Source organism: Pseudochelatococcus sp. G4_1912, assembly GCF_047501465.1.
In the GTDB taxonomy this organism is placed as follows: Bacteria; Pseudomonadota; Alphaproteobacteria; order Rhizobiales; family Beijerinckiaceae; genus Pseudochelatococcus.
In genome coordinates, this window is the sequence record NZ_JAZDRL010000002.1 from 475,547 (window position 1) to 501,255 (window position 25,709).

Sequence of the window (25,709 nt, forward strand, 5' to 3'; positions counted from 1 at the left end):
TGCTTCCGGTGCACTGCCTCCGTCACCCCCCTTGAGCATGACAGCATCGCAGCAACTCTCGTAAGTTGGAGAGAGTTGCGCTTGCTTTCAAGCTCTCACCCGTCAAGAAGTGTGTACAAGAACACCACGCGGGTCGGCTTTAGAGCAAAATGCATTACATTCACGTTGCTATTTTGCTCTAGCACTTTGGTTTGTGCATCAAACTTATACAAAAATGATATCCATTTTTTGTTTGCTGCAGCAGAGAGAATGACAGAATTAACCTTGAATCACAAAAGCAATGCGGCACCGCTCTACCGAACGGTGCCGCATTCATTCTCTAAGAACGGCAAGCAATCAGATTGCCAGCGATCGACTCACTCATGCACTGGCCGTTGCATTCTCATCCGACCGATCCGCGTAGATGTAGAGAGGGGGAGCCTTGCCCTCAACCACTTCGGGACCAACCACGATCTGTTCCACATTATCAAGACCCGGCAGGTCATACATCGTGTCGAGCAGAATGCTCTCCATGATCGACCGCAAACCGCGCGCGCCCGTCTTGCGCTCAATAGCCTTGCGCGCAATCAACGATACCGCTTCATCATTGAATGTCAGCTCAACATCTTCCATGTCGAACAAGCGTTGATACTGCTTCACAAGCGCGTTCTTGGGTTCTTGCAGGATGCGTTTCAGCGCTTCCTCGTCCAGATCCTCAAGCGTTGCGATGACCGGCAAGCGGCCAACGAACTCAGGAATCAGACCGAACTTCAACAGATCCTCAGGTTCCAGCTCACGGAATACCTCACCGGTACGCCGATCATCGGGAGCTGAGACGTTTGCGCCAAAGCCGATTGAAGTGCCCTTGCCACGTCCTGAAATGATTCGCTCAAGACCCGCAAAAGCACCACCGCAGATGAAGAGAATGTTGGTCGTATCCACTTGCAGGAATTCCTGCTGTGGATGCTTGCGCCCGCCCTGCGGCGGCACGCTAGCCACCGTGCCTTCCATAATCTTCAACAGCGCCTGCTGCACACCTTCGCCCGACACATCGCGTGTAATCGATGGATTGTCCGACTTGCGGGAAATCTTGTCGATCTCGTCGATGTAAACGATGCCGCGCTGGGCGCGTTCTACATTATAGTCAGACGCCTGAAGCAGCTTCAGAATGATGTTCTCAACATCCTCACCCACATAACCGGCTTCGGTCAGCGTTGTGGCGTCGGCCATCGTAAAGGGCACATCGAGAATGCGCGCCAGCGTCTGTGCAAGCAATGTCTTACCCGAACCCGTCGGCCCGACGAGCAGGATATTGGACTTTGCAAGCTCAACGTCATTGTGCTTGGCTGCATGCGTGAGGCGCTTGTAGTGGTTATGCACCGCTACAGAAAGCACCTTCTTGGCATGCGATTGGCCGATGACATAATCATCAAGCACTTTGCTGATTTCTTTTGGCGTTGGAACGCCATCGCGCGATTTCACCAGTGAGGACTTGGATTCCTCACGGATAATGTCCATGCACAGTTCCACGCACTCATCGCAAATGAACACTGTCGGCCCAGCGATAAGCTTACGGACCTCATGCTGGCTCTTGCCGCAAAATGAGCAGTAGAGCGTGCTCTTCGAGTCGCTGCCGCCTGCCTTGCTCATGGTCCGTCTCCACTCGGTCACTGCTCCAGCGAAAGCTGCCAGAGCGTCATCATGCGTTCATATAGGCGCGGAGCGAACAAAAAGTAAGCGGTATTCGCTTCATTTGTTTGATAGCCCCGAACCGTCCCATCAAGCCGTTTCGTTGCTCTTACTAAAGCAACTGTCACGGTAGTTAATCAGAGCGCATCCATTCTTCAATGGGCACCGCTCGGACATTCCATGCAATCATGGAGATACCTGGCGATCAATAGCAAGAAAGCCTGTCCCCTATGACCTCAGCGCAAGCAAGATAAGGGCTATGAAAGACACCTACCTCGCTTACCAGCAAATACATTGTCGGTTGACTTGTCAATCCATTGAAAAAACAGGATGTTTCTCAACCGACAATAAGCTTTCTTAGCCCTCGACTTCCGAGCGCTTCGCGTGCACCTGATCAATAAGGCCAAACTCCTTTGCCGCATCAGCGGTCATGAAGTTATCGCGCTCAAGCGCCGCCTCAATGTCCGCGATGTCACGACCAGTGTGCTTCACGTAGATTTCATTCAGCCGGCGCTTCAGCGCCTCGATCTCACGCGCGTGGATCAGAATATCGGTTGCCTGCCCCTGGAAGCCACCAGAAGGCTGATGCACCATGATTCGCGCGTTCGGCAGCGCAAAACGTTGACCTGGCTCACCAGCTGCCAGCAAAAGCGAACCCATTGATGCAGCCTGCCCGATGCAAAGCGTCGTAACGGGGCTGCGAATAAACTGCATCGTGTCGTAGATCGACAGACCAGATGTCACCACGCCACCGGGGGAATTAATGTAGAAGCTGATTTCCTTCTTTGGATTTTCCGCTTCCAGAAATAGCAGCTGCGCCACAACGAGCGAGGCTGAATGATCTTCTACCGGGCCGGTGAGAAAAATAATCCGCTCGCGCAAAAGACGCGAGAAAATATCGAACGCGCGCTCGCCACGGTTGGACTGCTCAACCACCATCGGAACGAGCGTGCTGTTGTAAACCTCAAACGGATCTCTCATCACTGACCAAGCCTTGATTGGAGTGCACGCCAAAAGGCGCACAGCAGATTTTCTACGTGCGTGTCTCGGACCTATAGCGCCGGATGCGAATCTTCAAGGTCTATACAGCTCAATAAATTTGAACTGCCAAACATCACTAACGCATTCATACGCCACAGACAGAAAGAGCGCGATTCGCCTTGTTTTCAGCGAATCACGCTCCTTCATAGCATCATAAGCTGTCGTGGCGACAGCCAAGCCGGTCACCACCCACAACAGGAGCAACATCGGCCTCGGAAATTAGCCCTCTGCGGCCTCAGCCTTAGCAGCCTTGGCCTTGCTGGCCTTCGGTGCGGCCTTTGCCTCAGCCTTGGCTTCACCAGCGTCCTTGCCTTCGTCAGCAACGGCATCTTCTGCCTTTGCCTTCTTTGCACGAGCTTTGGTTGCCTTTGGCTTTGCAGCCTTACCATCAGCAGCTTCTTCGTCATCAGCGAAGAGCTCTTCACGGGTAACGGTCTTATCCGTCACCTTTGCCTGCGCGAGCAGGTGATCGACAACCTTCTCCTCAAAGATTGGCGCGCGAATCTCGGCCAATGCCTGCGGATTCTTGCTGTAGAAGTCCCAAACCATCTTTTCCTGGCCAGGGAACTGACGTGCACGCTCGACAACGCCACGGCTGACTTCGTCATCCGTCACAGTAACACCAGCACGATCGCCGACTTCTGCAAGCACCAGACCAAGGCGCACGCGGCGCTCTGCAATCTTGCGGTATTCAGCTTTCGAAGCCTCTTCAGTGGTGCCTTCGTCTTCGAAAGAACGACCAGCCTGCTTAAGATCAGCAACAACCTGCTGCCAAACGCCAGCAAACTCCTGTTCAACCAAGCTCGGAGGCAGGTCGAAGTCATATTGTGCATCGAGAGCATCGAGCAGCAGCTTCTTCACCTTACGGCGAGCCTGCAGCGTGAAATCACGCTCCATCGAGCCACGAATCACATTCTTCAGAGCATCGAGCGAATCAAAACCAATGGTCTTGGCAAGCTCGTCATTAATCTCAACTTCACCAGGTGCCTCAACGCCCTTGACGGTAACGGCGAAGCTCGCCTCCTTACCAGCCAGGTGCGAAGCCTGATAGTTCTCCGGGAATGAGGTCACAACCGTGCGCTCTTCGCCGCTCTTGGCACCGATCAGCTGATCCTCGAAACCAGGAATGAAGGTGTTCGAACCAATCTCGACGCGGATATCCTGGCTGGAGCCACCATCAAAAGGCGTACCATCAATCGAGCCAACGAAATCAATCAGGACGCGATCGCCCTTTGCAGCTGCACCTTTTTTCTCCTTGAAGGGGCGGCTTTCGCTTGCAACACGTGCAATCGCTTCGTCCACTTCAGAAGCTGGCACTTCTGCCACTTCGCGCTCAAGCTCAACGCCTTCAAGCGACTTCAGCTCAAACGTTGGCAGCAATTCCACAGCCACGCTGTAGGCAAGGTCACGCTTGGCAGCAATGATGCCTTCGATCTCTTCCTTATCTTCCGGCAGCACTACCTTTGGCTCGCCAGCAAGACGCAGGGAATTATCTTCAATGATCTTGCGATTCGCTTCATTGATGGTGTTCTGCACCACTTCGGCCATTACCGACTGGCCGTAAAGGCGACGCAGGTGCGCAACCGGAACCTTGCCGGGGCGGAAGCCGTTGATGCGCACGCGGTCCTTAAGACCAGCAAGCTCGCTCGACAGCTTGGTTTCCAGTTCTGTGGCGGGTACCACCACTTTGAACTCGCGTTTCAAACCCTGTGAAAGAGTCTCGGTCGCCTGCATGGTACAGCTTCTCAATCTAGTTCGCGTTCAAAATACTTTTGGAGCCTGGTGCGGGCGGAGGGACTCGAACCCCCACGACTTTCGCCACTGGAACCTAAATCCAGCGCGTCTACCAATTCCGCCACGCCCGCTACTCAGAGGCTCGCCAAGAGCGCTCCCCTAACTCCAGAGCGGCTCTATATCATGGCTGCCAGCTAATGCAGCAAAAAAATGACGGTTCATCCAATTCTTCATCACTCGATTCATGCAACCAGAGGATGTATGAATGGGGATAAGTCGCATCAGGACGCTCTTCAACAGCAAGGATAACAAAGGCAAAATGACCACTAATCCTTTGCAAAATAATGATCTTTTATCATTCGTCGATCGCCGGCAGATACTTACCGGACTTATTGGTTTGAGCATTGCAAGTTCTGGTGTGGAACATGCCTGGGCACAAGCTGGAAGTGCCCCTTCATCCACAGGCACACCATCAATACTCACTGCAGGCGATTCGGTGCACGCTCAAGATAGCGCTTTGCCCTCCGTGCGGCTGTGGACCTACAATCAGACATTCCCCGGCCCTCTTCTGCGCATTCGGCAAGGTGATACGCTCAATCTTCGCCTGAAGAATGAGCTTTCCCAGCCAACATCCCTGCATTGGCACGGCATACGAATCGCCAATGTAATGGACGGCGTGGCGGGCCTTACCCAACAAGGGCTCGCACCTGGCGAGACATCTGAAATCGCCTTCATAGCACGCAATGCAGGCACTTATCTCTATCGCCCGCTTGTGCCTGAATACGCGGCAGAGCAGACGGAACGCGGCCTCGCGGGTGTCTTTATCGTGGATGAGGCAGAGCCGATTTATCCCGATGATGTAGTGCTGCTGCTGGATGACGTTGCTCTTAATGATGAAGGACAAGTGCGGACTGACTTTGGGGCACCTGCTGACATCGGCCTTGGAGGACGATTGGGAAATCGGCTCTTGATCAATGGCCGCACAACACCTGAAACATTGACGCGCCCCCCCGGCCAACGCGTCCGCATACGGATTGCCAACATCGCCAACGCGCGCGTTTTGACGCTGCGTTTTGATGATCTCACCACCCACGTCATTGCAGCCGACGGGCTGCCTGTCGATGCACCCTTCCCGCCGGCACGTAATAGCCTCACGATTGCGCCAGGAGGACGCGTCGATGTGGTCATCGATACACCAGCCAAAGGATCGTCCGGCAAAATACTTGCTCAAATCGGCGATGGCCTGCCCTTGCTCACTCTTACCGGCGAGGGGACGCCTGCCAAAGAACAGCCAGGGCCTATCACCGCACTGCCCACAACCGATCTGCCAAATGCGATCGATCTCGCCGGTGCGCGCCGTATAGAGATCGCCATCAGCGGCGGTCTTGATCCTTCAGCGCTACCTGAACGCGCTAAAGATCCAGCACGTGTATGGCATCTTGGCGGCTTAGCATGGATAGATGCAGCGGAGCACCCGCTCTTTAAGGTCGCATCAGGTACACCTGTCGTGCTTACGCTGGAGAATCAGACACCATTTCTGCAAGTGCTGCATCTTCATGGACATCATGCACGCCAACTTCATAAGCTCGATGATGGCTGGGAGCCCTATTGGCTCGACACAATTGCGATTCCTGCAGCGCAGACGGTCCGCATAGCCTTTCTTGCTGATAACCCGGGTCGCTGGATGATCGGATCCACAATCCTTGAGCGTCTGGGCACAGGACTGGCAGGCTGGTTTGAGGTGACTTAAACACCTCGCTTTATTAACCCCTTCAGCACTTGCGGCATAAGCTCGGGCAGGTCTTCTGCGATCAGCCCGGCTCCCGCCAACTGCCCCGCAGCACCATGAAGCCAAACGGCCACACGCGCTGCCTCATAGGTTTCCAGCCCCTGCGCCAACAGCCCAGTGATCAAGCCGGTGAGCACATCGCCAGATCCTGCAGTCGCTAACCAGGGCGAGCCGTTGTCATTAATTGCTGCCCGCCCATCCGGTGCGGCAATGATTGTATCAGCACCCTTCAGCACAACCACAGCACCAACGCGTCGTGCAGCCAGCTGAGCACGAACCAGCTTTGATGAGGCATTAAGAATTTCAGCCTCATTGGCGAAAAGGCGCGCGAACTCACCTTCATGCGGCGTCAACACCACGCCTTTTGACAGCGACAGTTCAATAGCGGCACGAAAGGCATCAATATTGCCAGAAAAGCTGGTCAACGCATCAGCATCCAGCACTAAAGCGCGTACAGAGGCGCCGGCAGCACGCACGCGCTCTACAGTGTCTTCTCCAACCCCGCAACCTGGCCCCATGGCCAGCGCATTGAACCGAGTATCCGTCAATATCTCAGAGAGTGCAGCTGCATTATCAACCTCACGCAGCATGATAGCTGTTAAATGGGCTGCGTTCTCTGCCAATGCATCTTGAGGCGACGCGACTGTCACCAAACCTGCACCAACCCGTAGAGCCGCGCGCGCCGTAAGCCTGGCTGCCCCCGTATGCATCGTCGGACCAGAGATGATCAACGCATGCCCGCGGCCATATTTATGCGCTGTCACAGGAGGATCGATCAGCCTCTTCACCAGCGAATCGGGAGAATTGACCGCAAGCCCTGCCGATAACTCCTTAGCCACCGCACTGCTGATTCCAATATCCTCAACCTGCAACTGCCCACAATGTGCACGGCCGGGATAGAGCAAATGGCCCGGTTTCGGGCTCACGAAAGTCACTGTAATGTCAGCTTTCACAGCCTGCCCGCGAATCGCACCGCTATCGCCATCAATTCCCGATGGGATATCAACCGCAATAACCGGCGCCGCACTCGCATTGATGCGCCCAATCAGCGCCTGAACATCCGGTGCAAGATCACGATCAAGTCCCGCTCCGAAAAGCGCATCGATGATCACAATGGCATCGTCCAGCACCACCTTATCCATAGGCAGCACATCACCCGACCAGTCGTCGGCCGCTTCAGCCGCATCGCCTTTTAGCGTCTCAATTGTGCCCAGCAGCACCAACCGAACCGAAAAACCCTTCGCTGCCAGAACCCGCGCTGCCACGAAGCCATCGCCACCATTGTTGCCGGGCCCGCAAAGAACGACGATCACACCATCTTTCTGCGCACTGGCGTGAGCCTGCCGTGCTGCCCACTCCGCAACAGCATGGCCAGCACGCTGCATAAGCGTGTATCCTGATGTGCCTGCAATAATCGTACGTGAATCTGCTTCACGCATCTGGCTCGTGGTTAGCAGAAAACCCATTGTCCATTCCTCACCGATGCCTTGTTATGTCGCACTTATTTTCAATGATGAAACCTGGCGCATGATCCATGCGTTCCAATCAAATATTGGTTAGAAAAATGCTTGCACCCATCGCTCTTGGTACCCGCAGGATATCATCAACGCCACAAAAGCAATCACGACGCTGCGTCAGATAGCCACTCAATGCCTGATTTTCGTTTCTAGCCGCCTGGCGTTTGGCACTTGCCTAATATATAGGCAGTCTTTGCTTTAATTCTGGGCAAACATCAGGGATAGCAATTATTTTGGACGTGTCGAGGCGATAATTTTGATGCTAATCATCATCAGCGGCTTACGGCAAGAACGTCGCACAGGTTACGGGAGGCTTCCGGCATGAAAAAGATCGAGGCGATCATCAAACCCTTCAAGCTCGATGAGGTGAAGGAGGCGCTGCAGGAAGTTGGACTGCAAGGGATTACCGTAATCGAGGCCAAAGGCTTCGGCCGTCAGAAAGGCCATACCGAGCTCTACCGCGGTGCAGAGTACGTGGTCGACTTCCTTCCCAAGGTAAAAATCGAAATCGTCCTTGGGGATGAGATGGTTGATCGCGCTGTGGAGGCTATCCGCAAGGCTGCCGCCACTGGCCGCATCGGAGATGGCAAGATTTTTATATCCAGTGTTGAGGAAGTCATTCGTATCCGTACTGGCGAAACGGGCACGGACGCAATCTGATCAGGGCCAGGGGGCCCTTATATGTGCACGGCTGGAGTGCCGCGACGGATGCTTGCCTCCGCACCGGCGCCCTAATGATACCCTTTCCGTCCGGCAATTTCAGGCATTTTGCCCAATTGCCAATGATATCGACATCAAAACCAACCAAGGAAAGTTACTCATGACGACCGCTCAGGATGTCCTCAAGCTTATTAAGGACAACGACATCCGTTATGTCGACCTTCGCTTTACTGATCCGCGCGGCAAGTGGCAGCATGTCACGTTTGACGTGACGATGGTCGACGAAGAGTTTTTTTCCGAAGGCACGATGTTCGATGGCTCATCCATCGCTGGCTGGAAGGCGATTAACGAATCCGACATGCTACTGATGCCTGATCCATCAACGGCACAGCTGGACCCCTTCTTCTCCGCCTCAACGCTTTCCATCGTCTGCGATGTGCTTGAACCAACGACGGGCGAGCCCTATGAGCGCGATCCCCGTGGCATCGCCAAGAAAACTGAAGCCTATTTGAAGTCCACCGGTATCGGTGACACGCTGTTCGTAGGGCCTGAAGCTGAGTTCTTCATTTTCGACGATGTGAAGTTCAAGTCAGATCCTTACAACACCGGCTTCAAGCTGGATGCCGCTGAGTTGCCTACCAACGGTGATACCTCTTACGAGGGTGGCAACCTCGGTCATCGCATACCCGTTAAGGGCGGTTACTTCCCTGTGCCACCGCTTGATGCGAGCCAGGATATCCGCGGTGAGATGCTTGCATCGATCGCAGCAATGGGCGTAGCTGTCGAAAAGCACCACCACGAAGTAGCCTCGGCACAGCACGAGCTTGGCATCAAGTTCTCGACTTTGGTTGGCACCGCTGATGCAATGCAGATCTACAAGTACTGCATCCATAATGTTGCTGCGAGCTACGGCAAGACGGCAACCTTCATGCCAAAGCCTGTTTATGGCGATAACGGCTCGGGCATGCATGTGCATCAGTCGATCTGGAAGGACGGCAAGCCGCTGTTCGCCGGCAACAAATATGCCGACCTCAGCCAGGAATGCTTGTGGTACATCGGCGGCATCATCAAGCACGCAAAAGCGCTAAACGCATTCACCAACCCTTCGACGAACTCTTACAAGCGTCTTGTGCCTGGCTTTGAAGCACCTGTGCTGCTGGCTTACTCGTCACGCAATCGTTCGGCATCATGCCGTATTCCATGGACGACCAACCCCAAGGCAAAGCGTCTTGAGGTTCGCTTCCCCGATCCGACCGCAAACCCATATCTTGCTTTCTCGGCATTAGCGCTTGCGGGCATCGACGGCATCCTGAACAAGATCGATCCGGGTGAGGCAATGGACAAGGATCTTTACGATCTGCCTCCACGCGAGCTGAAGCAGATTCCAACCGTATCGGCAAGCCTGCGCGAAGCACTACAGGAACTGGACAAGGACCGCGCCTTCCTCAAAGCTGGCGGCGTGTTCACCGACGGTTTCATCGATTCCTTCATTGAATTGAAGATGCAGGAAGTTATTCGCTTCGAACACACACCGCATCCGGTTGAGTTCGATATGTACTACTCGGTCTAAATCGGCCGATATACGTAAAGAATGAGCAGAAATGCCTCGGTGGTCACTGGATCTCCGAGGCATTTTGTTAAACGAACTAGGAAGGAAGAAAACAAATATCGCTTCCATCCAATCGCCCAATAAAACACTGCCAATTATTATTTTGCTTTAGCATGAATAAACAGCATCCCCGTTTTCGGTGATATTCATGCAATAAAAAAGGGCACCGCACAGGTGCCCTTTTGATTCTTGCAATAGCATCCTCCCACATGTGGAGGATAGCTCTTGATATTAGCGCTTCGAGAACTGGAACGAACGACGTGCTTTTGCACGGCCGTACTTCTTACGCTCAACCGTACGGCTGTCGCGCGTCAGGAAGCCACCCTTCTTGAGCGGTCCACGAAGTTCTGGCTCGAAATGCGTCAGCGCCTTTGACAAGCCATGACGCACCGCGCCTGCCTGACCGGAAAGACCACCACCAGCAACTGTCACAGTGATGTCGAACTGACCGTCACGGTTCACAAGCGCAAGCGGCTGACGCAGAATCATGCGCAGCACAGGACGAGCAAAATACGTCTCGACCGTACGACCGTTAATGATGATCTTGCCTGAACCAGGCTTGATCCAAACGCGAGCGATAGCGTCCTTACGCTTGCCGGTCGCATAAGCGCGCCCCTGAGCGTCGACCTTCTTTTCGTAGCGAGGTGCTTCAGGAGCATCGCTCACAACGGCTGCGATCTGACCGAGATCAGCAAGGCTCTGGATAGTATCGGACATGATCAGACGCTCCTCACGTTCTTGCGGTTGAGGGCGGCAACATCAAGTGCCACTGGCTGCTGCGCCTCATGCGGATGCTCCGCACCGGCGTAAACACGCAGATTACCCATCTGGCGACGACCAAGAGGGCCGCGCGGAATCATGCGCTCAACGGCCTTCTCGACAACGCGCTCAGGAAAACGGCCTTCGAGGATGAACTTTGCAGTCCGCTCCTTGATACCGCCGGGGAAACCCGTGTGGTGGTAATAACGCTTGTCTTCACGCTTGTTACCGGTGAAGTGCACCTTCTCCGCATTGATGACAATGACGTTGTCGCCATCATCAACGTGGGGCGTGAAAGTGGGCTTGTGCTTGCCGCGCAGACGAAGAGCAATGAGCGTAGCGAGACGGCCAACCACCAGGTCGGTCGCATCGATGATCACCCATTTCTTTTCGACTTCGGCTGGCTTTGCCGAGAAAGTCTTCATGTTGGATCTTCTTCACGTTCAGGACTCTCAAACCCGGTATTCCGACACGCGGCCCCGAACGAGAGCAAAAAATGAAACGAGTCACCTGCTGCAAAAGCAGATGCCACGTGATGGCAGATGACTAAGCTACTGATATCGCTCTGTCAAGGGACATATATTTTTCTGAATCTTATAATATCATTATAAATCAATATCTTATTAATTGTGGTATTATTTTACCGCATTCTTTATCGTTCTCCACTGAGCTCGCGGCGGCGGCGATCCAGCTCCATAGCGTAGCGCCTGAGGGCATAAGATTCGCTCACATAGCCGAGTATGGTGCGGGATTGCGCATCATCCACCACAGCAAGCGCCTCGGTTTCAGCTTTGTCGAAGGCTTCAAGCACCGTGTTGATGTTTTGGCGGGGCAGCAGAAAGACATCCGGCGCATGCCGCAGATCGCTTACGGGCGCAGTTTCGGCTGTTTCATCATAATCCAGCGAATGCACTTCAGCGCTGATGACAAAACCTGCATATCCGTTGTGCTCATCCGTGAGAAACACACGCTCGGTTGAACCAATTGGAAAGCGCTTGCGGAAGGCGGCAACTGTCATATGCTCTCCGGCCGTGCGTGCTTCGCGCCGCATCAGCTTCACCACTGTCAGATCCCTGATGAAGCTGATGTCAAATGCGCTGCGAATAGCTTCACCACGAATGTGAAAGCGCCAGGTGGCAAACGAATAACCAAAAAACCGCCGCACAATCAGCGATGCAATCACCGCTCCAATCATCACACCGCTTGCGATAGCAATGTTGCCCGTTTGCTCGAAGACGAGGAAAATCATGGTGATTGGCGCACCAATCACTGCAGCAGCGACTGATGCCATGCCGACAAGCGCATACACAATTCGATCAATCGGCAGCGCCGGAAACAATGCCGTTATGCCTAATCCGACTACGTCGCCAAGCAATATTCCAACAAACAGCGACGTATGGAAAAGACCACCCCGAAACCCTGTTCCTACCGATAATGCAGCCGCGAGAATCTTGGCAATCAGCAGGCCCAGCAGCACTGTAAAGCCGTGAGCGTGAACGAGATAATACTGCATCGCACCATGGCCTGCGCCTAAGACCGCTGGCGAATAAAGCGCCAACACGGCAACGCCTAAACCACCAAGCGCCGGGCGCAAAAACGATGGCACCTTGAACCGATGCATCACCCCATCACCCATCGTCGCCATCTTCATGATGCCGATACCAATGACGCCCGCAATCACACCGATACCGACAAACACAGCGATATCATAGCGGGAGAAATACAGATCGACATTCAGCAGCGGACTCGTGAGATCGCGCGCCAGTAAGCCTGCAACTGCTGGGGCGGTCAACGCTGCCAGCATTACTGGCGCCAACGTCACAACTGCATAGGCACCCAACACCAGCTCAAACGCATAAAACGCTCCGGCCATCGGCGCATCGAACGCCGCCGCAATTCCCGCTGCCGCACCGCAGGCTACCAAGGTGCGCAGGTCTGCCCGGCGCAGATTAAAGCGCTGCCCGAACCATGACGCAAAGCCCGCACCAAACTGGGTGTAGCCTGCCTCCATACCGACAGCAGCACCACAACCGCTGGAGAGCACAGTGCCTCCCGTTAGCAAGACACTATCGCGCAACGATATCCGCCCGCCATACAGTGCATTGGCCTCAATGGGATCGACAACCTCACGCTTACGCAGCCGACGCACTGCCCACGTGTAAAAGCCAACCGTTAGCCCTCCAACGATAAGCGCTGTAAATACCCGCACCGGGTCCAGCGCAAGCGAGGCGCTGAGATAGGCGCCCCTCTCTAAGCCGAAGAGCGCCTCATGCATCCATTGTACGGTGCTATGCGCCAACGCGACACCAATACCCGCAACCGTTCCGATGACAATGCTTAAAATCGACAGCGACAGCTCTTCCGTACGCACCAACGCCCTGATCCGCCACCATAAATCGTCAATCATGCTCGACACATCTCATCATGTAGCCTTTGTTTGCATATATAGAGCATTCGTTGGTGCCAGTAGACCCGTTTTATCTTAACATATCGGTATGGCAGCGTTTTTACAGCACCATGATAGGCTCCGACACGTGCAGGCCGCCATGAGGAGCATGACAATGATGACTATACAAAGTCACAAAATAACACTGTGCTATTGACCGCACGTATTGTTCGTTATATCGAATTAATGCCTTTATGTGCCGTATAAAGAACGCATCGTCATGAGATTAGGAAATGGTTGACGCGATGCATGCGCACCGCAAACAATCCAGAACATGAGTATAGTGAGGTGAAAAGCTTATACGCTGATTGCCTACATTAATGGCCGCCTGAACTTGCCTTTACGCTATCGCTGTTTGGTGGAGAACGACCACGATGTCATCTGAGTGTAGAAACCGATTTGCCACCCTCGCCGTCCATGCTGGCGCTGTCGCTGATCCTGTAACAGGCGCACGCGTGACACCACTTTATCTCAGCAATGGCTTTGCCTTTGAAACGCCGGAAGCTGCCGCTGACATATTCGCCCTGCGCAAAAGCGGATTTTCATATGCCCGCGGCGGCAATCCCACGGGTGCGGTACTTGAAAAACGCATTGCCACGCTGGAAGGCGGCACCAATGCTGTTGCAATTGCATCCGGCCAATCAGCATTGTTGGTGATTTTGCTCACCTTGCTGAAATCTGGCGATGAGTATGTTTCTGCTAATCGGCTTTTCGGCGGTTCGCTTGGTCTGATGCGTCGGCTGGAAGAGCGGCATGATCTCAAGGTAACCTTCGCCAATCCGCTCGATCTGGCTGAATTTGAGACAGCCGTCACACCACGCACCAGGGCTATTGTGATTGAATCCATCATCAATCCCTCAGGCGAGGTGGTGGATCTGGAGGCAATTTCGGCTATCGCGAAGGCTCATAATATCCCGCTCGTTGTCGATAACACGCTGGCAACGCCCTATCTCATCCGTCCGATTGAACATGGCGCGGATATCGTTTTTCATTCCCTCTCAAAGTTTATTGGCGGCCACGGTCAGGTTATCGGCGGCATTATTGTTGATGCGGGCAAGTTCAATTGGGCAGGTGATGTACGCTATCCGCTTATCTCGGAGCCGTGGGAAGATTATGGCGGCGTTGTGCTGGCTGAAAAATTCCCGCAGACAGCCTTTGGCGTCGCTTCGCGTGTATACGGCATGCGCGATCTGGGGCCGGGACTATCCCCTTTCAACGCCTTTCTAGCACTCACCGGCACAGAAACGCTGCATCTGCGCATGCCACGCCATGTTGCCAATGCCCAAGCGGTGGCGCAGCATTTGGCAAACCATCCAGCCATTACTGCGGTGAGCTATCCGGGTCTGGAAGCGCACCCCAACCATCCGCTGGTGAAACGCTATACGCCCGAAGGGCCGGGCGCGGTGTTCACCGCCACACTGAAGGGCGGGGAAGAAGCGGCGAAGCGGTTAATCAGCTCACTGAAAATCGTCTCACACCTCGCCAACATCGGTGAGACGCGGTCACTGATCATTCATCCCGCAACGACAACACATAAGAACATGCCACCAGAAGATCGTCTGGCAGCAGGCGTCGGACCGGACGTTGTGCGCTTGTCCATTGGTCTTGAGGATCCGGCAGATCTGATTGCCGATTTCGATCAGGCACTCAAAGCCTGATCCTGTAATGATCTGCGCGCCGGCGACATCATTCGCCGGTGCGCCACTGCATGGCCCAGCATCAGCACAGCCATCGCCTGATGCAACAATGCGGCCCATAAGGGCGCGACCAGCAGCAACGTCATGATGCCGATGCCGGCTTGTGCAACCACAAGCCCCGCCATCACGCGCGCCATCCGCACGGTCTTTGTGCCAGGCGCCAGTCTGTGTGCATCGAACATGTGCCATAATGCCAGCGCCAGCAGCATGTAGGCGCCCAATCGATGATTGAACTGCACCAGCGCAATCGATTCCACAAGGTTATGCCACCATGGTGTGATCGGCAACAGTGTAAATGTTTCCGGAATGAGGCGCCCATCCATCAGCGGCCACGTGTTGAACGACATACCAGCGTTCAGCCCTGCAACAAGCGCCCCCAGAGCAATCTGGATCAACACGCCAGCAATCAGCAGCGTACCAGTTGTGCGCAAACGGGCGGGGCTTTGCATATCTGCATGGCGCTCCCGTAGCCCAACCATCACCCATACCACACTGACAAACAGGCCGCAGGCCGCAACGAGATGCAGCATCAGTTTGAGAGGTGCAACGGCCGTCATGCCCGGCGTCAGGCCAGATGCCACCATGATCCAGCCAATACCGCCTTGTGCACCACCAAGCGCGCCGATCCCTAACAGCGTCGCCAACAACCGCCCGCGCACGACACCACGGACAGCAAACCACAGCAGCGGCAGCAGATAAACAAAACCGATCAACCGCCCAAGCTGCCGATGCCCCCACTCCCACATATAAATGAACTGAAACTCTCCCAGAGACATGCCCTGATTGAGCAAACTGTATTGCGGCGTTGCGCGGTATTTATCGAACTCCACCATCCATGAGGCTTCCCCCATCGGTAGCAACGCCCCGGTAACTGGCCGCCATTCCGTGATCGACAGGCCAGATCCGGTCAGCCGCGTTGCACCTCCCACAATCACCATGAGCACAATCAACGCCGCCACCACGCCAAGCCAAAGCCGCACTGCACGACGCCCCGCGTTAGTCGATGGCGTGAGCGAGGTAGAGGGAGAAAACATGCTAATGGTCATGATACTATGGTGCTCAAACTGAAAAGGCGAAAAGTTGATTGTGGGCTTGACGCACGCCGTAGAACGGGTATCGATCAGCCCCTACATAATCCGCATAGCGATCAGGCGCAAATACCGGATCAGCCATTGCGACCTTTTGCCTTAGAATGTATTGAGCTTCGCGTCAGGGTGCGCTGCTGACAGAATACCATATTGGTGCTCTATACGCCTGACACATCAAACCAATCCCCAAAATGGCATTCATTTTCTGGATCGTTTTGATGTAGATGCCCCTTGAGAACCGACGCGCAATAGACTCCTGTCCATGCGCCCAGGGAAGTTACCATTTGCAGATTCCATGGCGCGAAGATCAGCGTATCCTAGACGAGACACTTAATGAAACGGCGCACACGCAAATTTATCGCTACCATCGCCATTCTGGCGTTTTGCATTTTCTATGCGCTACTGATCATGGCCTTTGCGCATTCACGCGTACCTGAATGGCCACGCGCAGCACAGCTTGCCTTCTACGTGGTATTTGGCCTTGGCTGGATATTGCCTATTATCCCGCTCATCCGCTGGATGGAAAAACGCGGGCCAGATGAAGTGTAGGCAGATGAGCAACCTTGCTCTTAATGTGAATCAATAGCTTGAAAGAACGGCTTTCTGGCTCTCACAATCAAGCGCTTAATGCCACGACAATATTATCGAGACCTTTTTCACGCAGTGCTTCATAAGCTGCAAAGGTCTCCACATCGATCGCCTCACCCTTCGCTGCCAGCACAACCCCATTGGCGTGCTTAATCGCGCGACGCGCAAGTCCATCCTGATCCTGGGTTGCGAAAACCTGCACAATCCAGTCATAGGTTTGGTCGAGCGCCGCAAGCGCCAGCTCTGTCCCATCACCCAGCTGATCCGCATCCACAGCGCTTCCACCCCGCGCCACCTGATGCAGCCGCGAACCGGAATCGCGCGTGATGATTTCTGAAAATGATGCGCGTCCCGCAAGCAAATCCGTAAACCCGGGGGTCGACATTTCCTCAACTGATCGGGAAGCAGAGAGATCCAACAGCATGACCCGTTCACGCACAGCCAGATATCGCGCCAACGCCAGCGCAATGTCGGGCGCCTTACCTCGCGCATCCACTCCCACAACCAGCAGGTGACGACCACCATCAGCGCGAGGTGCAATTGCAAGACGATTGAGAACTGTCTCTAAAGCACCTTCGCCTTTATCAATATGCACAACAGTAAAAGGGGTATCCAGAATAGCCGCTGGCACTGAAACGTCGTTCGCCCGAAGCGAAGATTTTATCGCCGTTGGAGCATCAGGTGTCGTTGATGCAGAAGCAATCTCCTGTGCCTGCATTGACAAGACGTTGCTCTCATACCCTTCCCCACCAGCAGTCTGATTATCAGCAGCATTGAAGCCAGAGGCAGCGCTTGCTGGAGCATGTACAGGCGAAATATCAGTGCCAGCCCCCTCTTTCCGGCTATCCTTATTCACGACAGCATAGAATGCGCATGTCCCACTTCCCACCAGCGATGAAAGTAACAACACCGTCATCAGCCCAGCTATGGCACCAATGATGACTGGCCAAGTACGATCTGGTTGTTGCGGCGGCTCGGCAGCTTTCAGCACATAAGCAGCCGTAGCACCCGCTCTCACACGGGCGATTTCATCATCCAGCCTCTCCCGTTCCAGAGATAGCTGCATGCGTGCGCTTGCCACGGCACGCTCAAGCGCAGCATAACGCTCGCTATTATCCGCCGCTGCTGCAACAATCGCCTGCCGCAAGCGGATTGCATTCTCCACCTCGGTAATGCGCTTGACGAGGTAATCGCGCTCACCTGCCAGCCACTCCCGTGCGGATACGGACGCCTCAGCGATCTGGCCATCGACAGCTGCGGCACGTGCGGAAAGCGCGCGCACGCGCCAATCCCGTGCCTCACGGATTCGCCGTTCCGCCGCGAGATCAACCCGCAACGATAACCTCTGCTCGACAAGATGGCGCAACAAAGATACGCCCTCAAAAGGCACCTGAAACAGATCGGCAGAGTCGCCCATTGCCTCAACCGAAGTGAGCCTGCGTGAGATAGCATCACGCTCCACCACCAGCGCTGCTCTTTCCACGATCAACAACGCCAGATTATCCGCTGCCGTCCGCGCCCGACGCGCGGTGTCAGCCCCACCTGGATTATTGCGAAAGGTGCTCTCGGTATTAATCGCCTGCTCAAGAACAGCTTGCGCCTGCACCACTTTCTGCCGTGCAGCATTAATCGCAATATCGCGTGCTTCCACAGCCGCATGGCGGCGATCGAGATAGACTTGCGCAGTCATATTCGCCGCTCGCGCTGCCATCTCGGGTGCATGCGCCCGAATACTGACAATCAAAGCCCGCGCATCGTCCGCTGCCGAGGTTTTCAGCGCATCGAGATACGCACGTACCAGCACCGCTTCCGCCTGCATTTCTGGCAGCGGACGCATGACACCCAATACGCTTAACCACCGCACCATAAACGAGGGCATCTGCTCTGGCGTTAGTTGCTGGCTATCGGTTAGGCCAAGACGTGCAACAACCTCGCGGGCGAAATCAGGTGATGAAATAATGGCCGCTGCCGCAAAAGGTGTATCACCAACAGGCGCAAGTCCACGCCCGTCGGCAAGCACGAGCGTAGCGCTGGCGATATAGCGTTGTGGCACAAAGGATGCCGCCAACACGCCAAAAAATAACGCAGCTGCCGCAATAAACAATACAAGCGGTAAACAAGACGCAAGCCCGCAAACCGACCAGCACGCATGCCGCGGGCTTATCGGCGCAGGGCAAACGGCACCTGTCGACTGCTGCATAACCTTACTCACCCATGATCGCCCTTTGCTTACAGCATGAGGGATCAGCATCAGAGCCCTGCGAACAAGCAATGCGCTTGTTCAGGCATTTAGAGAAAAGCTCGTTAAGGTTGAGGTCCGGTTAACGCCGCGTCTTTTGCTAACAACAAGGATTGTTTCAGCGGGCAAAAATAAGAAGCCAGCCATTTATTCAAAACAAAACCCCCGGCACACGTGCCGGGGGCATAATCTTTAAACGGCTTTTGCGGATCAGAAGTCGCGCTGCAGACGCAGACGTGTTTGCACCGTATCTTCCGAACGCTTCACGAAGAAGAAGTTCGGGTTGTTCAGATCAGCATAGTGACGGTCACGCTCAGCGCGGCCATAAAGCACTTCCACACCGATATCAAACTTGGACACTGGCGACCAGATCAGAGCCGAACCAACCTGCCAGATATTGAAATCACGCAGTGCGAACGACAGATCGGCCATTGAACGACCATAGTCGACATCCGTGTAAGAACCCCACAGCGTTGAACGTACTGATGGCGTCCAGTAATGAACACCAGCTGCCGTTAGATTCCAACCGCTGGAGGACTTGATATCGTTGTTGACGATAACGCCATCAACCGCAAAGACCTGCGCCCGACCAGCCGTGGTGCTGCCACCAAGGCCAAGGTAGTTGAGAGCGCCATCAGCATACGCTGCCTGCAACCAGAGCACATCGCCTGAAGCCATATAAGGCACGTTAAACCGCACACCGCCCTGCACAGCCCAACCCAGTGATGAGTCAATGCGCTGCCCCCATGGACCAAAAAGCGATGCGGTATTCAGCTGATGCAGTGCACCGGACAGCTGCGCCGAACCCCAAGCCTGATCAACACGCAACACACCGATGATATCAGGCATACGTTGGCCAGCCACATTATACGTGCTGGTAGCCACGCCAAGGTAGTTGATGGTGTTCGGGTTCAACTGACGGTTGTTGCGATCTTCCAACGACAAAGTCGCAGAAAAACCGGCACCGAAAGTTGCCGTATAAGCAAGCAGGTTGCTGGTGGCATCGGAGCCAGGCGAACCACCAAAGCTGCCCCAGTTCAGGTCAGACGCGAAAAAGTCGAAGAATGACTGCGCATAACCAGCCGTAATACCAGCCCACTGAATGTAAGCCTTATCGATCAGCGGCCCACCAAAACCTACGCCTTGCTGCGCAGCATTGCGGTCAATCTGGAAGCGCATGAAAGCGCGCAGTGTGCCGTAATCAGTATTCGTACGAACATCTACATCAAGACGGGCGCGCGCTTTGTATCCGACAGCATCAGCATACCGGCCCTGCACCCCAAATGGCACAAGATTTCCCAAAGCATTGCGTGCATAAAAATAAAAATTGGTTGGTTCAGCATAAACAAAATCCGCACGAACACGACCACCAAATTTGATGCAAGTGTCACCGCCGGGAATATAGAAAAAGCCAGCGCCATGCGTAGCGCAGACGCGAACGTATTCAACCGGTGCAGCCTTTGTCATAGGAAGATCTGCGGCGTAAGCGTTGGAAAGCCCGGCAAAACCAGCGGCAGTTCCGATGAGAAGGCTCTTCACGAGCTTCATGGTGTGTAACCTCCAGAGAGATATCAAGATCTTTTCGATAGCGAGCCACCTCAAAGTTGCCTGTATTAAGATCAACTAAGAATGCCTTTATTTCTCTGAAAACCAGTACTGCATCATGCGCATTCATTTCTAAACACGAGAATATGCAACTCATCTGGTTATCCGAGGCCATCGACACCGCAAACATGAATTAGAGAGAGCCATCATTCAATAATTACAAATTCAATATACGCCATTTTGCTACAAGTGTTGCCAAAACACCACTAAACATTAAAAGAATACAATAATAATATAAATGATTTAAGAATAAAAATGAAAGATAAAATTTATATATTTTTTATTCTAGAAGAAATGATATATAAATTTATAATAAACAAAAACAAAAGATAGAAACGGCTCCATTCAATAATAATTCCGAATTCTATTGTTTTTATTTTATTTTGTACTAATATATTAAAAAATAAATTTAATATATGCAGGTTTTCATTAAATTCCAAATATTCTATTTATCTTTCCGGTGAACTTCGCCCCTTCGCTATGTGGATAAAAACAACAGCTTTCAGGGGATATCGCTTGAAATCTGGGAAAGCTCAGGCCGAAAACAATAAAGATGCCAATTACAAAATTCAGAAAACACGTTGTGCTTGATTCGACAGAACAAGAATCAATCACAACGGGACTTTTCTTAAAGAGGGGCAATCAGAAGCACTGAGTGATGCAATTTATGCTTGATGCCATGTTCTTCCATCAGAAAAACTTAGGCTGCTCAAAAGAGCCACGGTGCATCTGCCGCTATCAATTGAGCAAACCTATGCACGTCATTCATAAAAAACGCCTGACACGCATTCAAGCGCATCAGGCGTAAATTGGTTCTCAATGAGAAGGTGCTAACCTACCCGATGCTTCCATCGGGCGGAAAAGCACTTAGTCGAGCGCAATGTTCGAAGCTTCGCGCCCCTTTGCACCAGCAACAACGCCCATCTGGACCCGCTGACCTTCAGCAAGGTCAGTCAAACCGGCGCGCTGAAGAACAGACGCGTGTACAAATACGTCGCGACCACCATCATCAGGCTGCACGAAGCCGAAACCCTTATCGCGGTTATACCACTTCACGGTGCCGTTGATATCTTCAGATGGACCTGCGTCACCGCGCGACTGATAGCCACCGCCAGCATAACCGCCGCCATTGCCATAGTCACGACCGCCACCATTACCGTAGCCGCCGCCACCGAAACCACCAGGGGCGCGAGGCGCACGAGCAGGACGTGCCTGAGGAGGCAGATCTTCAAGCTCGACAACTTCGGCAACCTGTGGACCCTTGGGACCATCGCGCAGACGAACGATCGCACAAGCGCCTGGCTCTGCACCACCATGACCTGCAGCTTCCAACGCGCGAAGCGAGAGGAAAGCATCGCCCGAACCATCGGATGCCGCCACGAAGCCAAAGCCCTTACTAGGATTAAACCACTTTACAGTAGCCTCAATCGCAGGACCGGCAGGACCACCGGCGCCAGCGCCAGCATTAAAATATCCGCCGTCGTTATCGCTGTGGCTAGGCTGGCCATACCCGCCATCGCGTGGCTCAAAACCGTCTCTACGGGCGCCCCGCCGGCGCGCGTCACGGGAATCGTCATATCGGTTCATACAGAAAGATCCAACTACAGATGGTCAACGTTATCCGGCGAGGCAAGCTTCGCACAACCGCATTGTACGACCAACCCCTCCATCGCAATTTGCCAGCGACGACACACTATACCCTTGTTTCAATCAAGTGGCGAGAACGATTATGCAAGAAAGTCAGTAATTCCGATAATAATTCTCTATTCGAGCACGATTAGCAGGTCTTTGGCGTCTACAGGGCTGCCCGCACTCACCAAAACTTCCCTGATAATACCGTTTTTTGCCGCTCGGAGAGCAGTCTCCATTTTCATTGCCTCGATGGTGACCAGTACATCACCAGCCTTCACATTTTGCCCGGCCTGCACCGCAAGCGTTGCAATCAAACCCGGCATGGGCGCTGCCACATGGGCATCATTGCCATCTTCAGCTTTGCGGCGTGCGGGCAAATTGGCAACGGCTGTGCGGTTGGGAACCTTTATGATGCGCGGCTGGCCATTCAGTTCAAAGAACACCCGCACCAGGCCATCCTCATCCGTCTCACCAATAGCCTGCAGCTGGATCACGAGCGATTTGCCCTTCTGGATTTCAACTGCAATCTCATCACCGACCTGCATGCCATAGAAAAAATTGGCCGTCGGCAATGCCGACACAGGACCGTATTTCCATCTTGCCAGCGCGAAATCAGTATAGACCTTGGGATACATAAGATAAGAAGCGAGCTCCAGATCGCTTACCTCCTGCCCAATTTTTTCTTCAACGGACGCGCGCTCCGCTTCCAGATCAGCTGCCGGAATTAGCGATCCTGGGCGTGCTGTTGATGGTTTTTCGCCATTCAACGCTTTCTTCTGCAGCGCTTCGGGCCATCCGCCAGGGGGCTGCCCCAGATCCCCGCGCAGCATTTCCACGACTGATGCCGGAAATGCGATCTCACGCGCTGGGTCAAGTACATCAGCAGGTGTAAGCTCCTGCGCAACCATCATCAGCGCCATATCGCCCACCACTTTGGAAGACGGCGTGACCTTGACGATATCGCCAAAAAGATCATTCGCATCACGATAGGCACGCGCCACCTCATGCCAACGCGTCTCTAATCCCAGCGACCGCGCCTGCTCTTTCAGGTTCGTGAACTGCCCACCCGGCATTTCATGCAGATAAACTTCCGAAGCCCCTGCACGCAGATCGCTCTCAAACGCAGCGTATTGCGCCCGCACCGCTTCCCAATAGAAGCTGATACGGCGGATTGCGCTTGGATCAAGGCCGGTTGCACGCTCATCATGTTGAAGCGCTGCCACCAGCGACCCCAAGCATGGCTGCGAAGTAAGGCCGGACATAGCATCCATCGCCGCATCGATAGCATCGACACCTGCATTCACTGCAGCCAAAACACTGGCCGCCGAAATTCCTGAGGTATCATGCGTATGCAGGTGGATCGGCAACCCAACTTCCTGCTTGAGCGCGCTCACGAGCCTGGTCGCAGCAGCTGGACGTAACAGTCCAGCCATATCCTTGATGCCAAGAATATGGCAGCCCGCGGCCTCCAGCTGTTTGGCGAGATCGACATAGTATTTAAGCGCATATTTCGGCCGCGCCGGGTCATCGAGATCGCCGGTATAACAGATCGCACCTTCAACGAGCTTGCCTGTTTGGCCTACAGCATCGATAGCAACCCGCATGTTTTCGATCCAGTTCAGGCAATCGAAAACCCGGAACAGATCCATGCCAGCATGAGCCGCCTGCTGCACAAAATAGCGCACCACATTGTCGGGATAATTGGTATAGCCAACACCATTCGCGCCGCGCAAAAGCATCTGCAGCAGAGTGTTAGGCGCGCGTTCACGCAACACCGACAGGCGCTCCCACGGGTCTTCCGTCAGAAAGCGCATCGCAACGTCAAACGTCGCACCGCCCCAGCACTCCAGTGAAAACAGCTCTGGCAGACCTTGCGTATATGCATCCGCCACTGAGACGATATCAAACGTGCGCATCCGCGTCGCCAGCAAGGACTGATGGGCATCGCGCATGGTTGTATCGGTGATAAGCACGCGCTTTTGTGCCTTCATCCAATCAGCAAAACCTTTGGCACCAAGCCGCTCAAGCATCTGCTTCGTGCCTTCTGGCAATGCGTCCCGCTGAAATAATGGCGGCTCGGCAAAGCGGGCCTCCTTGGGAGGCTGCGCCCGTCCACGCGTTTCGGGATGACCGTTGACGGTCACGTCAGCCAGATAACCAAGCAGTTTCGTCGCCCGGTCGCGCTTGCGGGTAAAGGTGAACAACTCTGGCGTTTCATCGATGAAGCGTGTGGTGTAATCGCCTTCCATAAATTGCTCATGGTTCAGCAGCGCCTCAAGAAATGTGAGGTTGGTGGCCACGCCTCGAATTCGGTATTCTCGAATAGCCCGCACCATGCGCGCCACCGCTTCTTCGGGGCTTGGCGCCCAGGCGGTGATTTTTTCCAGCATGGGGTCATAGAAGCGCGTCACCACAGCGCCCGAATAAGCCGTGCCGCCATCAACGCGAATGCCAAAACCGAACGCCCCGCGATAAGCAGTGATACGGCCATAGTCCGGGATGAAGTTATTCTCGGGGTTTTCCGTCGTGATGCGGCATTGCAATGCGTGGCCATTCAAATTGATATCAGCCTGCGCGGGAATGCCCGTCTCGGCCACATTGCCAATGTGCCCGCCCTCTGCCACACGAATCTGTGCCTTGACGATATCAAGGCCGGTCACGGTTTCCGTCACGGTATGCTCAACCTGCACACGCGGATTTACCTCGATGAAGTAAAATGCGCCCGTGTCCTTATCCATCAGGAACTCGACCGTGCCTGCCCCTGCATAGCCTGTCGCACGGCCTATGCGCAGCGCGGCATCGCACAGTGCCTGACGCGTCTTATCATCCAGATAAGGTGCGGGGGCACGTTCGATCACCTTCTGATGGCGACGCTGGATTGTACAATCGCGCTCAAACAGATGCACCAGCCCACCGTGAGTATCACCCAGCAGCTGCACCTCGACATGTCGCGCGCGGCGCACGAGCTTCTCGAAATAAACCTCGTCCTTGCCAAATGCCGCCTTGGCCTCGCGCCGGGCAGTGGTAACGGTTGAGATCAGATCATCCGGTCCTTCAATCGGGCGCATACCGCGACCGCCTCCACCCCAGCTTGCCTTGAGCATCACGGGATAGCCGATCGAAGCCGCAATGGCCTTTACCGCCTCCGGATCATCGGGCAGCGGATCGGAAGCCGGCATTACCGGCACATTGACGGAAATCGCCAGGTTACGCGCCGACACCTTGTTACCAAGCGTGCGCATTGTCTCTGGCCTCGGACCAATGAAGATAATGCCGTTTGCCGCACATGCTTCGGCAAATTCAGGACTTTCCGACAAGAAGCCATAACCTGGATGAATCGCATCAACCCTGGCTTCGCGCGCAACGCGAATCACCTCTTCGATGGACAGGTACGCCTCCAGCGGCCCCAGCTTGCGCCGTCCTTCATGCGCACGGCCAACTTGATATGCCTCATCCGCCTTGAAACGGTGCAAGGACAGCTTGTCCTCCTCCGCATAGATGGCGACTGTCTGAATCCCCAATTCCGCCGCAGCCCTGAAAACGCGAATGGCAATTTCCGACCGATTAGCAACGAGCAAGCGGCGTATCTTCATTCAGTCCTCCAGTACTTCAGTCTGCAACATGTAGACGGGCAGAT

Annotated in this window: 17 protein-coding genes and 1 tRNA gene; 5 read left to right on the plus strand and 13 right to left on the minus strand. The window is 54.2% G+C overall.

Annotated elements, in window-relative coordinates:
• Window positions 1–360: 360 nt before the first annotated feature.
• From clpX to VRZ32_RS09455, 4 genes are all read right to left on the minus strand, one after another.
• Window positions 361–1,629 (minus strand): ATP-dependent Clp protease ATP-binding subunit ClpX, encoded by a 1,269-nt coding sequence (gene clpX / locus VRZ32_RS09440; RefSeq protein WP_414525484.1) that lies wholly within the window; start codon window positions 1,627–1,629, stop codon window positions 361–363.
• Window positions 1,630–2,025: 396 nt separating this feature from the next.
• Window positions 2,026–2,649, minus strand: coding sequence for an ATP-dependent Clp protease proteolytic subunit (locus VRZ32_RS09445; RefSeq protein ID WP_414525485.1), 624 nt, complete (start codon window positions 2,647–2,649; stop codon window positions 2,026–2,028).
• A gap of 279 nt (window positions 2,650–2,928) precedes the next feature.
• Complete coding sequence (tig, locus tag VRZ32_RS09450; protein WP_414525486.1) at window positions 2,929–4,443, minus strand: trigger factor; 1,515 nt, start codon at window positions 4,441–4,443, stop codon at window positions 2,929–2,931.
• Window positions 4,444–4,489: 46 nt separating this feature from the next.
• Window positions 4,490–4,574, minus strand: a tRNA-Leu gene (locus tag VRZ32_RS09455).
• A 188-nt stretch (window positions 4,575–4,762) separates the two neighbouring features.
• Between VRZ32_RS09455 and VRZ32_RS09460 the strand changes: the two genes are divergently transcribed.
• Window positions 4,763–6,193, plus strand: coding sequence for a multicopper oxidase family protein (locus tag VRZ32_RS09460; RefSeq protein WP_414525487.1), 1,431 nt, complete (start codon window positions 4,763–4,765; stop codon window positions 6,191–6,193).
• Here VRZ32_RS09460 and VRZ32_RS09465 read toward each other — a convergent pair.
• On the minus strand, window positions 6,190–7,698 hold the full coding sequence (locus VRZ32_RS09465; RefSeq protein ID WP_414525488.1) for an NAD(P)H-hydrate dehydratase: 1,509 nt from the start codon (window positions 7,696–7,698) through the stop codon (window positions 6,190–6,192). The genes VRZ32_RS09460 and VRZ32_RS09465 overlap by 4 nt on opposite strands.
• A gap of 372 nt (window positions 7,699–8,070) precedes the next feature.
• On the opposite strand from VRZ32_RS09465, the gene VRZ32_RS09470 reads away from it, so the two are divergent.
• The gene (locus VRZ32_RS09470) at window positions 8,071–8,409 is read left to right on the plus strand and encodes a P-II family nitrogen regulator (protein WP_414525489.1); all 339 of its coding nucleotides are present in this window, start codon (window positions 8,071–8,073) and stop codon (window positions 8,407–8,409) included.
• Window positions 8,410–8,569: 160 nt separating this feature from the next.
• Window positions 8,570–9,979: a type I glutamate--ammonia ligase gene (gene glnA / locus VRZ32_RS09475; protein WP_414525490.1), complete on the plus strand. Its 1,410-nt coding sequence runs from the start codon at window positions 8,570–8,572 to the stop codon at window positions 9,977–9,979.
• Window positions 9,980–10,249: 270 nt separating this feature from the next.
• On the opposite strand, the gene rpsI is transcribed toward glnA, so the two are convergent.
• The 3 genes from rpsI to VRZ32_RS09490 all read right to left on the minus strand — a co-directional run bounded on the left by rpsI (window position 10,250) and on the right by VRZ32_RS09490 (window position 13,184).
• Window positions 10,250–10,735: a 30S ribosomal protein S9 gene (rpsI, locus tag VRZ32_RS09480; RefSeq protein WP_414525491.1), complete on the minus strand. Its 486-nt coding sequence runs from the start codon at window positions 10,733–10,735 to the stop codon at window positions 10,250–10,252.
• 2 nt (window positions 10,736–10,737) lie between these two features.
• Complete coding sequence (gene rplM, locus VRZ32_RS09485; protein ID WP_414525492.1) at window positions 10,738–11,202, minus strand: 50S ribosomal protein L13; 465 nt, start codon at window positions 11,200–11,202, stop codon at window positions 10,738–10,740.
• A gap of 227 nt (window positions 11,203–11,429) precedes the next feature.
• On the minus strand, window positions 11,430–13,184 hold the full coding sequence (locus tag VRZ32_RS09490) for a chloride channel protein (RefSeq protein WP_414525493.1): 1,755 nt from the start codon (window positions 13,182–13,184) through the stop codon (window positions 11,430–11,432).
• Window positions 13,185–13,597: 413 nt separating this feature from the next.
• On the opposite strand from VRZ32_RS09490, the gene VRZ32_RS09495 reads away from it, so the two are divergent.
• Entirely contained in the window at window positions 13,598–14,881 is a 1,284-nt protein-coding gene (locus VRZ32_RS09495; protein ID WP_414525494.1) for an O-acetylhomoserine aminocarboxypropyltransferase/cysteine synthase family protein, read from the plus strand.
• Here the strand turns inward: VRZ32_RS09495 and VRZ32_RS09500 are convergent.
• Complete coding sequence (locus tag VRZ32_RS09500; RefSeq protein ID WP_414525495.1) at window positions 14,863–15,966, minus strand: COX15/CtaA family protein; 1,104 nt, start codon at window positions 15,964–15,966, stop codon at window positions 14,863–14,865. The two genes, VRZ32_RS09495 and VRZ32_RS09500, sit on opposite strands and share 19 nt — an antisense overlap.
• Before the next feature lie 375 nt (window positions 15,967–16,341).
• Here VRZ32_RS09500 and VRZ32_RS09505 point away from each other — a divergent pair, with 375 nt between their 5' ends.
• Window positions 16,342–16,557: a DUF2842 domain-containing protein gene (locus VRZ32_RS09505; RefSeq protein ID WP_414525496.1), complete on the plus strand. Its 216-nt coding sequence runs from the start codon at window positions 16,342–16,344 to the stop codon at window positions 16,555–16,557.
• A gap of 67 nt (window positions 16,558–16,624) precedes the next feature.
• On the opposite strand, the gene VRZ32_RS09510 is transcribed toward VRZ32_RS09505, so the two are convergent.
• The 4 genes from VRZ32_RS09510 to pyc all read right to left on the minus strand — a co-directional run bounded on the left by VRZ32_RS09510 (window position 16,625) and on the right by pyc (window position 25,665).
• A complete protein-coding gene (locus tag VRZ32_RS09510) occupies window positions 16,625–18,796 on the minus strand; it encodes a hypothetical protein (RefSeq protein ID WP_414525497.1) in 2,172 nt (723 codons plus the stop codon).
• Window positions 18,797–19,045: 249 nt separating this feature from the next.
• Window positions 19,046–20,383, minus strand: a complete 1,338-nt coding sequence (locus VRZ32_RS09515; RefSeq protein WP_414525498.1) for a porin — start codon at window positions 20,381–20,383, stop codon at window positions 19,046–19,048.
• Window positions 20,384–21,307: 924 nt separating this feature from the next.
• The gene (locus VRZ32_RS09520) at window positions 21,308–22,027 is read right to left on the minus strand and encodes a cold-shock protein (RefSeq protein WP_414525499.1); all 720 of its coding nucleotides are present in this window, start codon (window positions 22,025–22,027) and stop codon (window positions 21,308–21,310) included.
• Between the two features lie 176 nt (window positions 22,028–22,203).
• On the minus strand, window positions 22,204–25,665 hold the full coding sequence (gene pyc / locus VRZ32_RS09525; RefSeq protein ID WP_414525500.1) for a pyruvate carboxylase: 3,462 nt from the start codon (window positions 25,663–25,665) through the stop codon (window positions 22,204–22,206).
• Window positions 25,666–25,709 lie beyond the last annotated feature (44 nt).

Bases quoted from the DNA above. Each gene is read 5' to 3' on its own strand.
- clpX (WP_414525484.1), bottom strand. From the start codon at position 1,629: ATGAGCAAGGCAGGCGGCAGCGACTCGAAGAGCACGCTCTACTGCTCA.
- VRZ32_RS09445 (WP_414525485.1), bottom strand. From the start codon at position 2,649: ATGAGAGATCCGTTTGAGGTTTACAACAGCACGCTCGTTCCGATGGTG.
- tig (WP_414525486.1), bottom strand. From the start codon at position 4,443: ATGCAGGCGACCGAGACTCTTTCACAGGGTTTGAAACGCGAGTTCAAA.
- VRZ32_RS09460 (WP_414525487.1), top strand. From the start codon at position 4,763: ATGACCACTAATCCTTTGCAAAATAATGATCTTTTATCATTCGTCGAT.
- VRZ32_RS09465 (WP_414525488.1), bottom strand. From the start codon at position 7,698: ATGGGTTTTCTGCTAACCACGAGCCAGATGCGTGAAGCAGATTCACGT.
- VRZ32_RS09470 (WP_414525489.1), top strand. From the start codon at position 8,071: ATGAAAAAGATCGAGGCGATCATCAAACCCTTCAAGCTCGATGAGGTG.
- glnA (WP_414525490.1), top strand. From the start codon at position 8,570: ATGACGACCGCTCAGGATGTCCTCAAGCTTATTAAGGACAACGACATC.
- rpsI (WP_414525491.1), bottom strand. From the start codon at position 10,735: ATGTCCGATACTATCCAGAGCCTTGCTGATCTCGGTCAGATCGCAGCC.
- rplM (WP_414525492.1), bottom strand. From the start codon at position 11,202: ATGAAGACTTTCTCGGCAAAGCCAGCCGAAGTCGAAAAGAAATGGGTG.
- VRZ32_RS09490 (WP_414525493.1), bottom strand. From the start codon at position 13,184: ATGATTGACGATTTATGGTGGCGGATCAGGGCGTTGGTGCGTACGGAA.
- VRZ32_RS09495 (WP_414525494.1), top strand. From the start codon at position 13,598: ATGTCATCTGAGTGTAGAAACCGATTTGCCACCCTCGCCGTCCATGCT.
- VRZ32_RS09500 (WP_414525495.1), bottom strand. From the start codon at position 15,966: ATGACCATTAGCATGTTTTCTCCCTCTACCTCGCTCACGCCATCGACT.
- VRZ32_RS09505 (WP_414525496.1), top strand. From the start codon at position 16,342: ATGAAACGGCGCACACGCAAATTTATCGCTACCATCGCCATTCTGGCG.
- VRZ32_RS09510 (WP_414525497.1), bottom strand. From the start codon at position 18,796: ATGCAGCAGTCGACAGGTGCCGTTTGCCCTGCGCCGATAAGCCCGCGG.
- VRZ32_RS09515 (WP_414525498.1), bottom strand. From the start codon at position 20,383: ATGAAGCTCGTGAAGAGCCTTCTCATCGGAACTGCCGCTGGTTTTGCC.
- VRZ32_RS09520 (WP_414525499.1), bottom strand. From the start codon at position 22,027: ATGAACCGATATGACGATTCCCGTGACGCGCGCCGGCGGGGCGCCCGT.
- pyc (WP_414525500.1), bottom strand. From the start codon at position 25,665: ATGAAGATACGCCGCTTGCTCGTTGCTAATCGGTCGGAAATTGCCATT.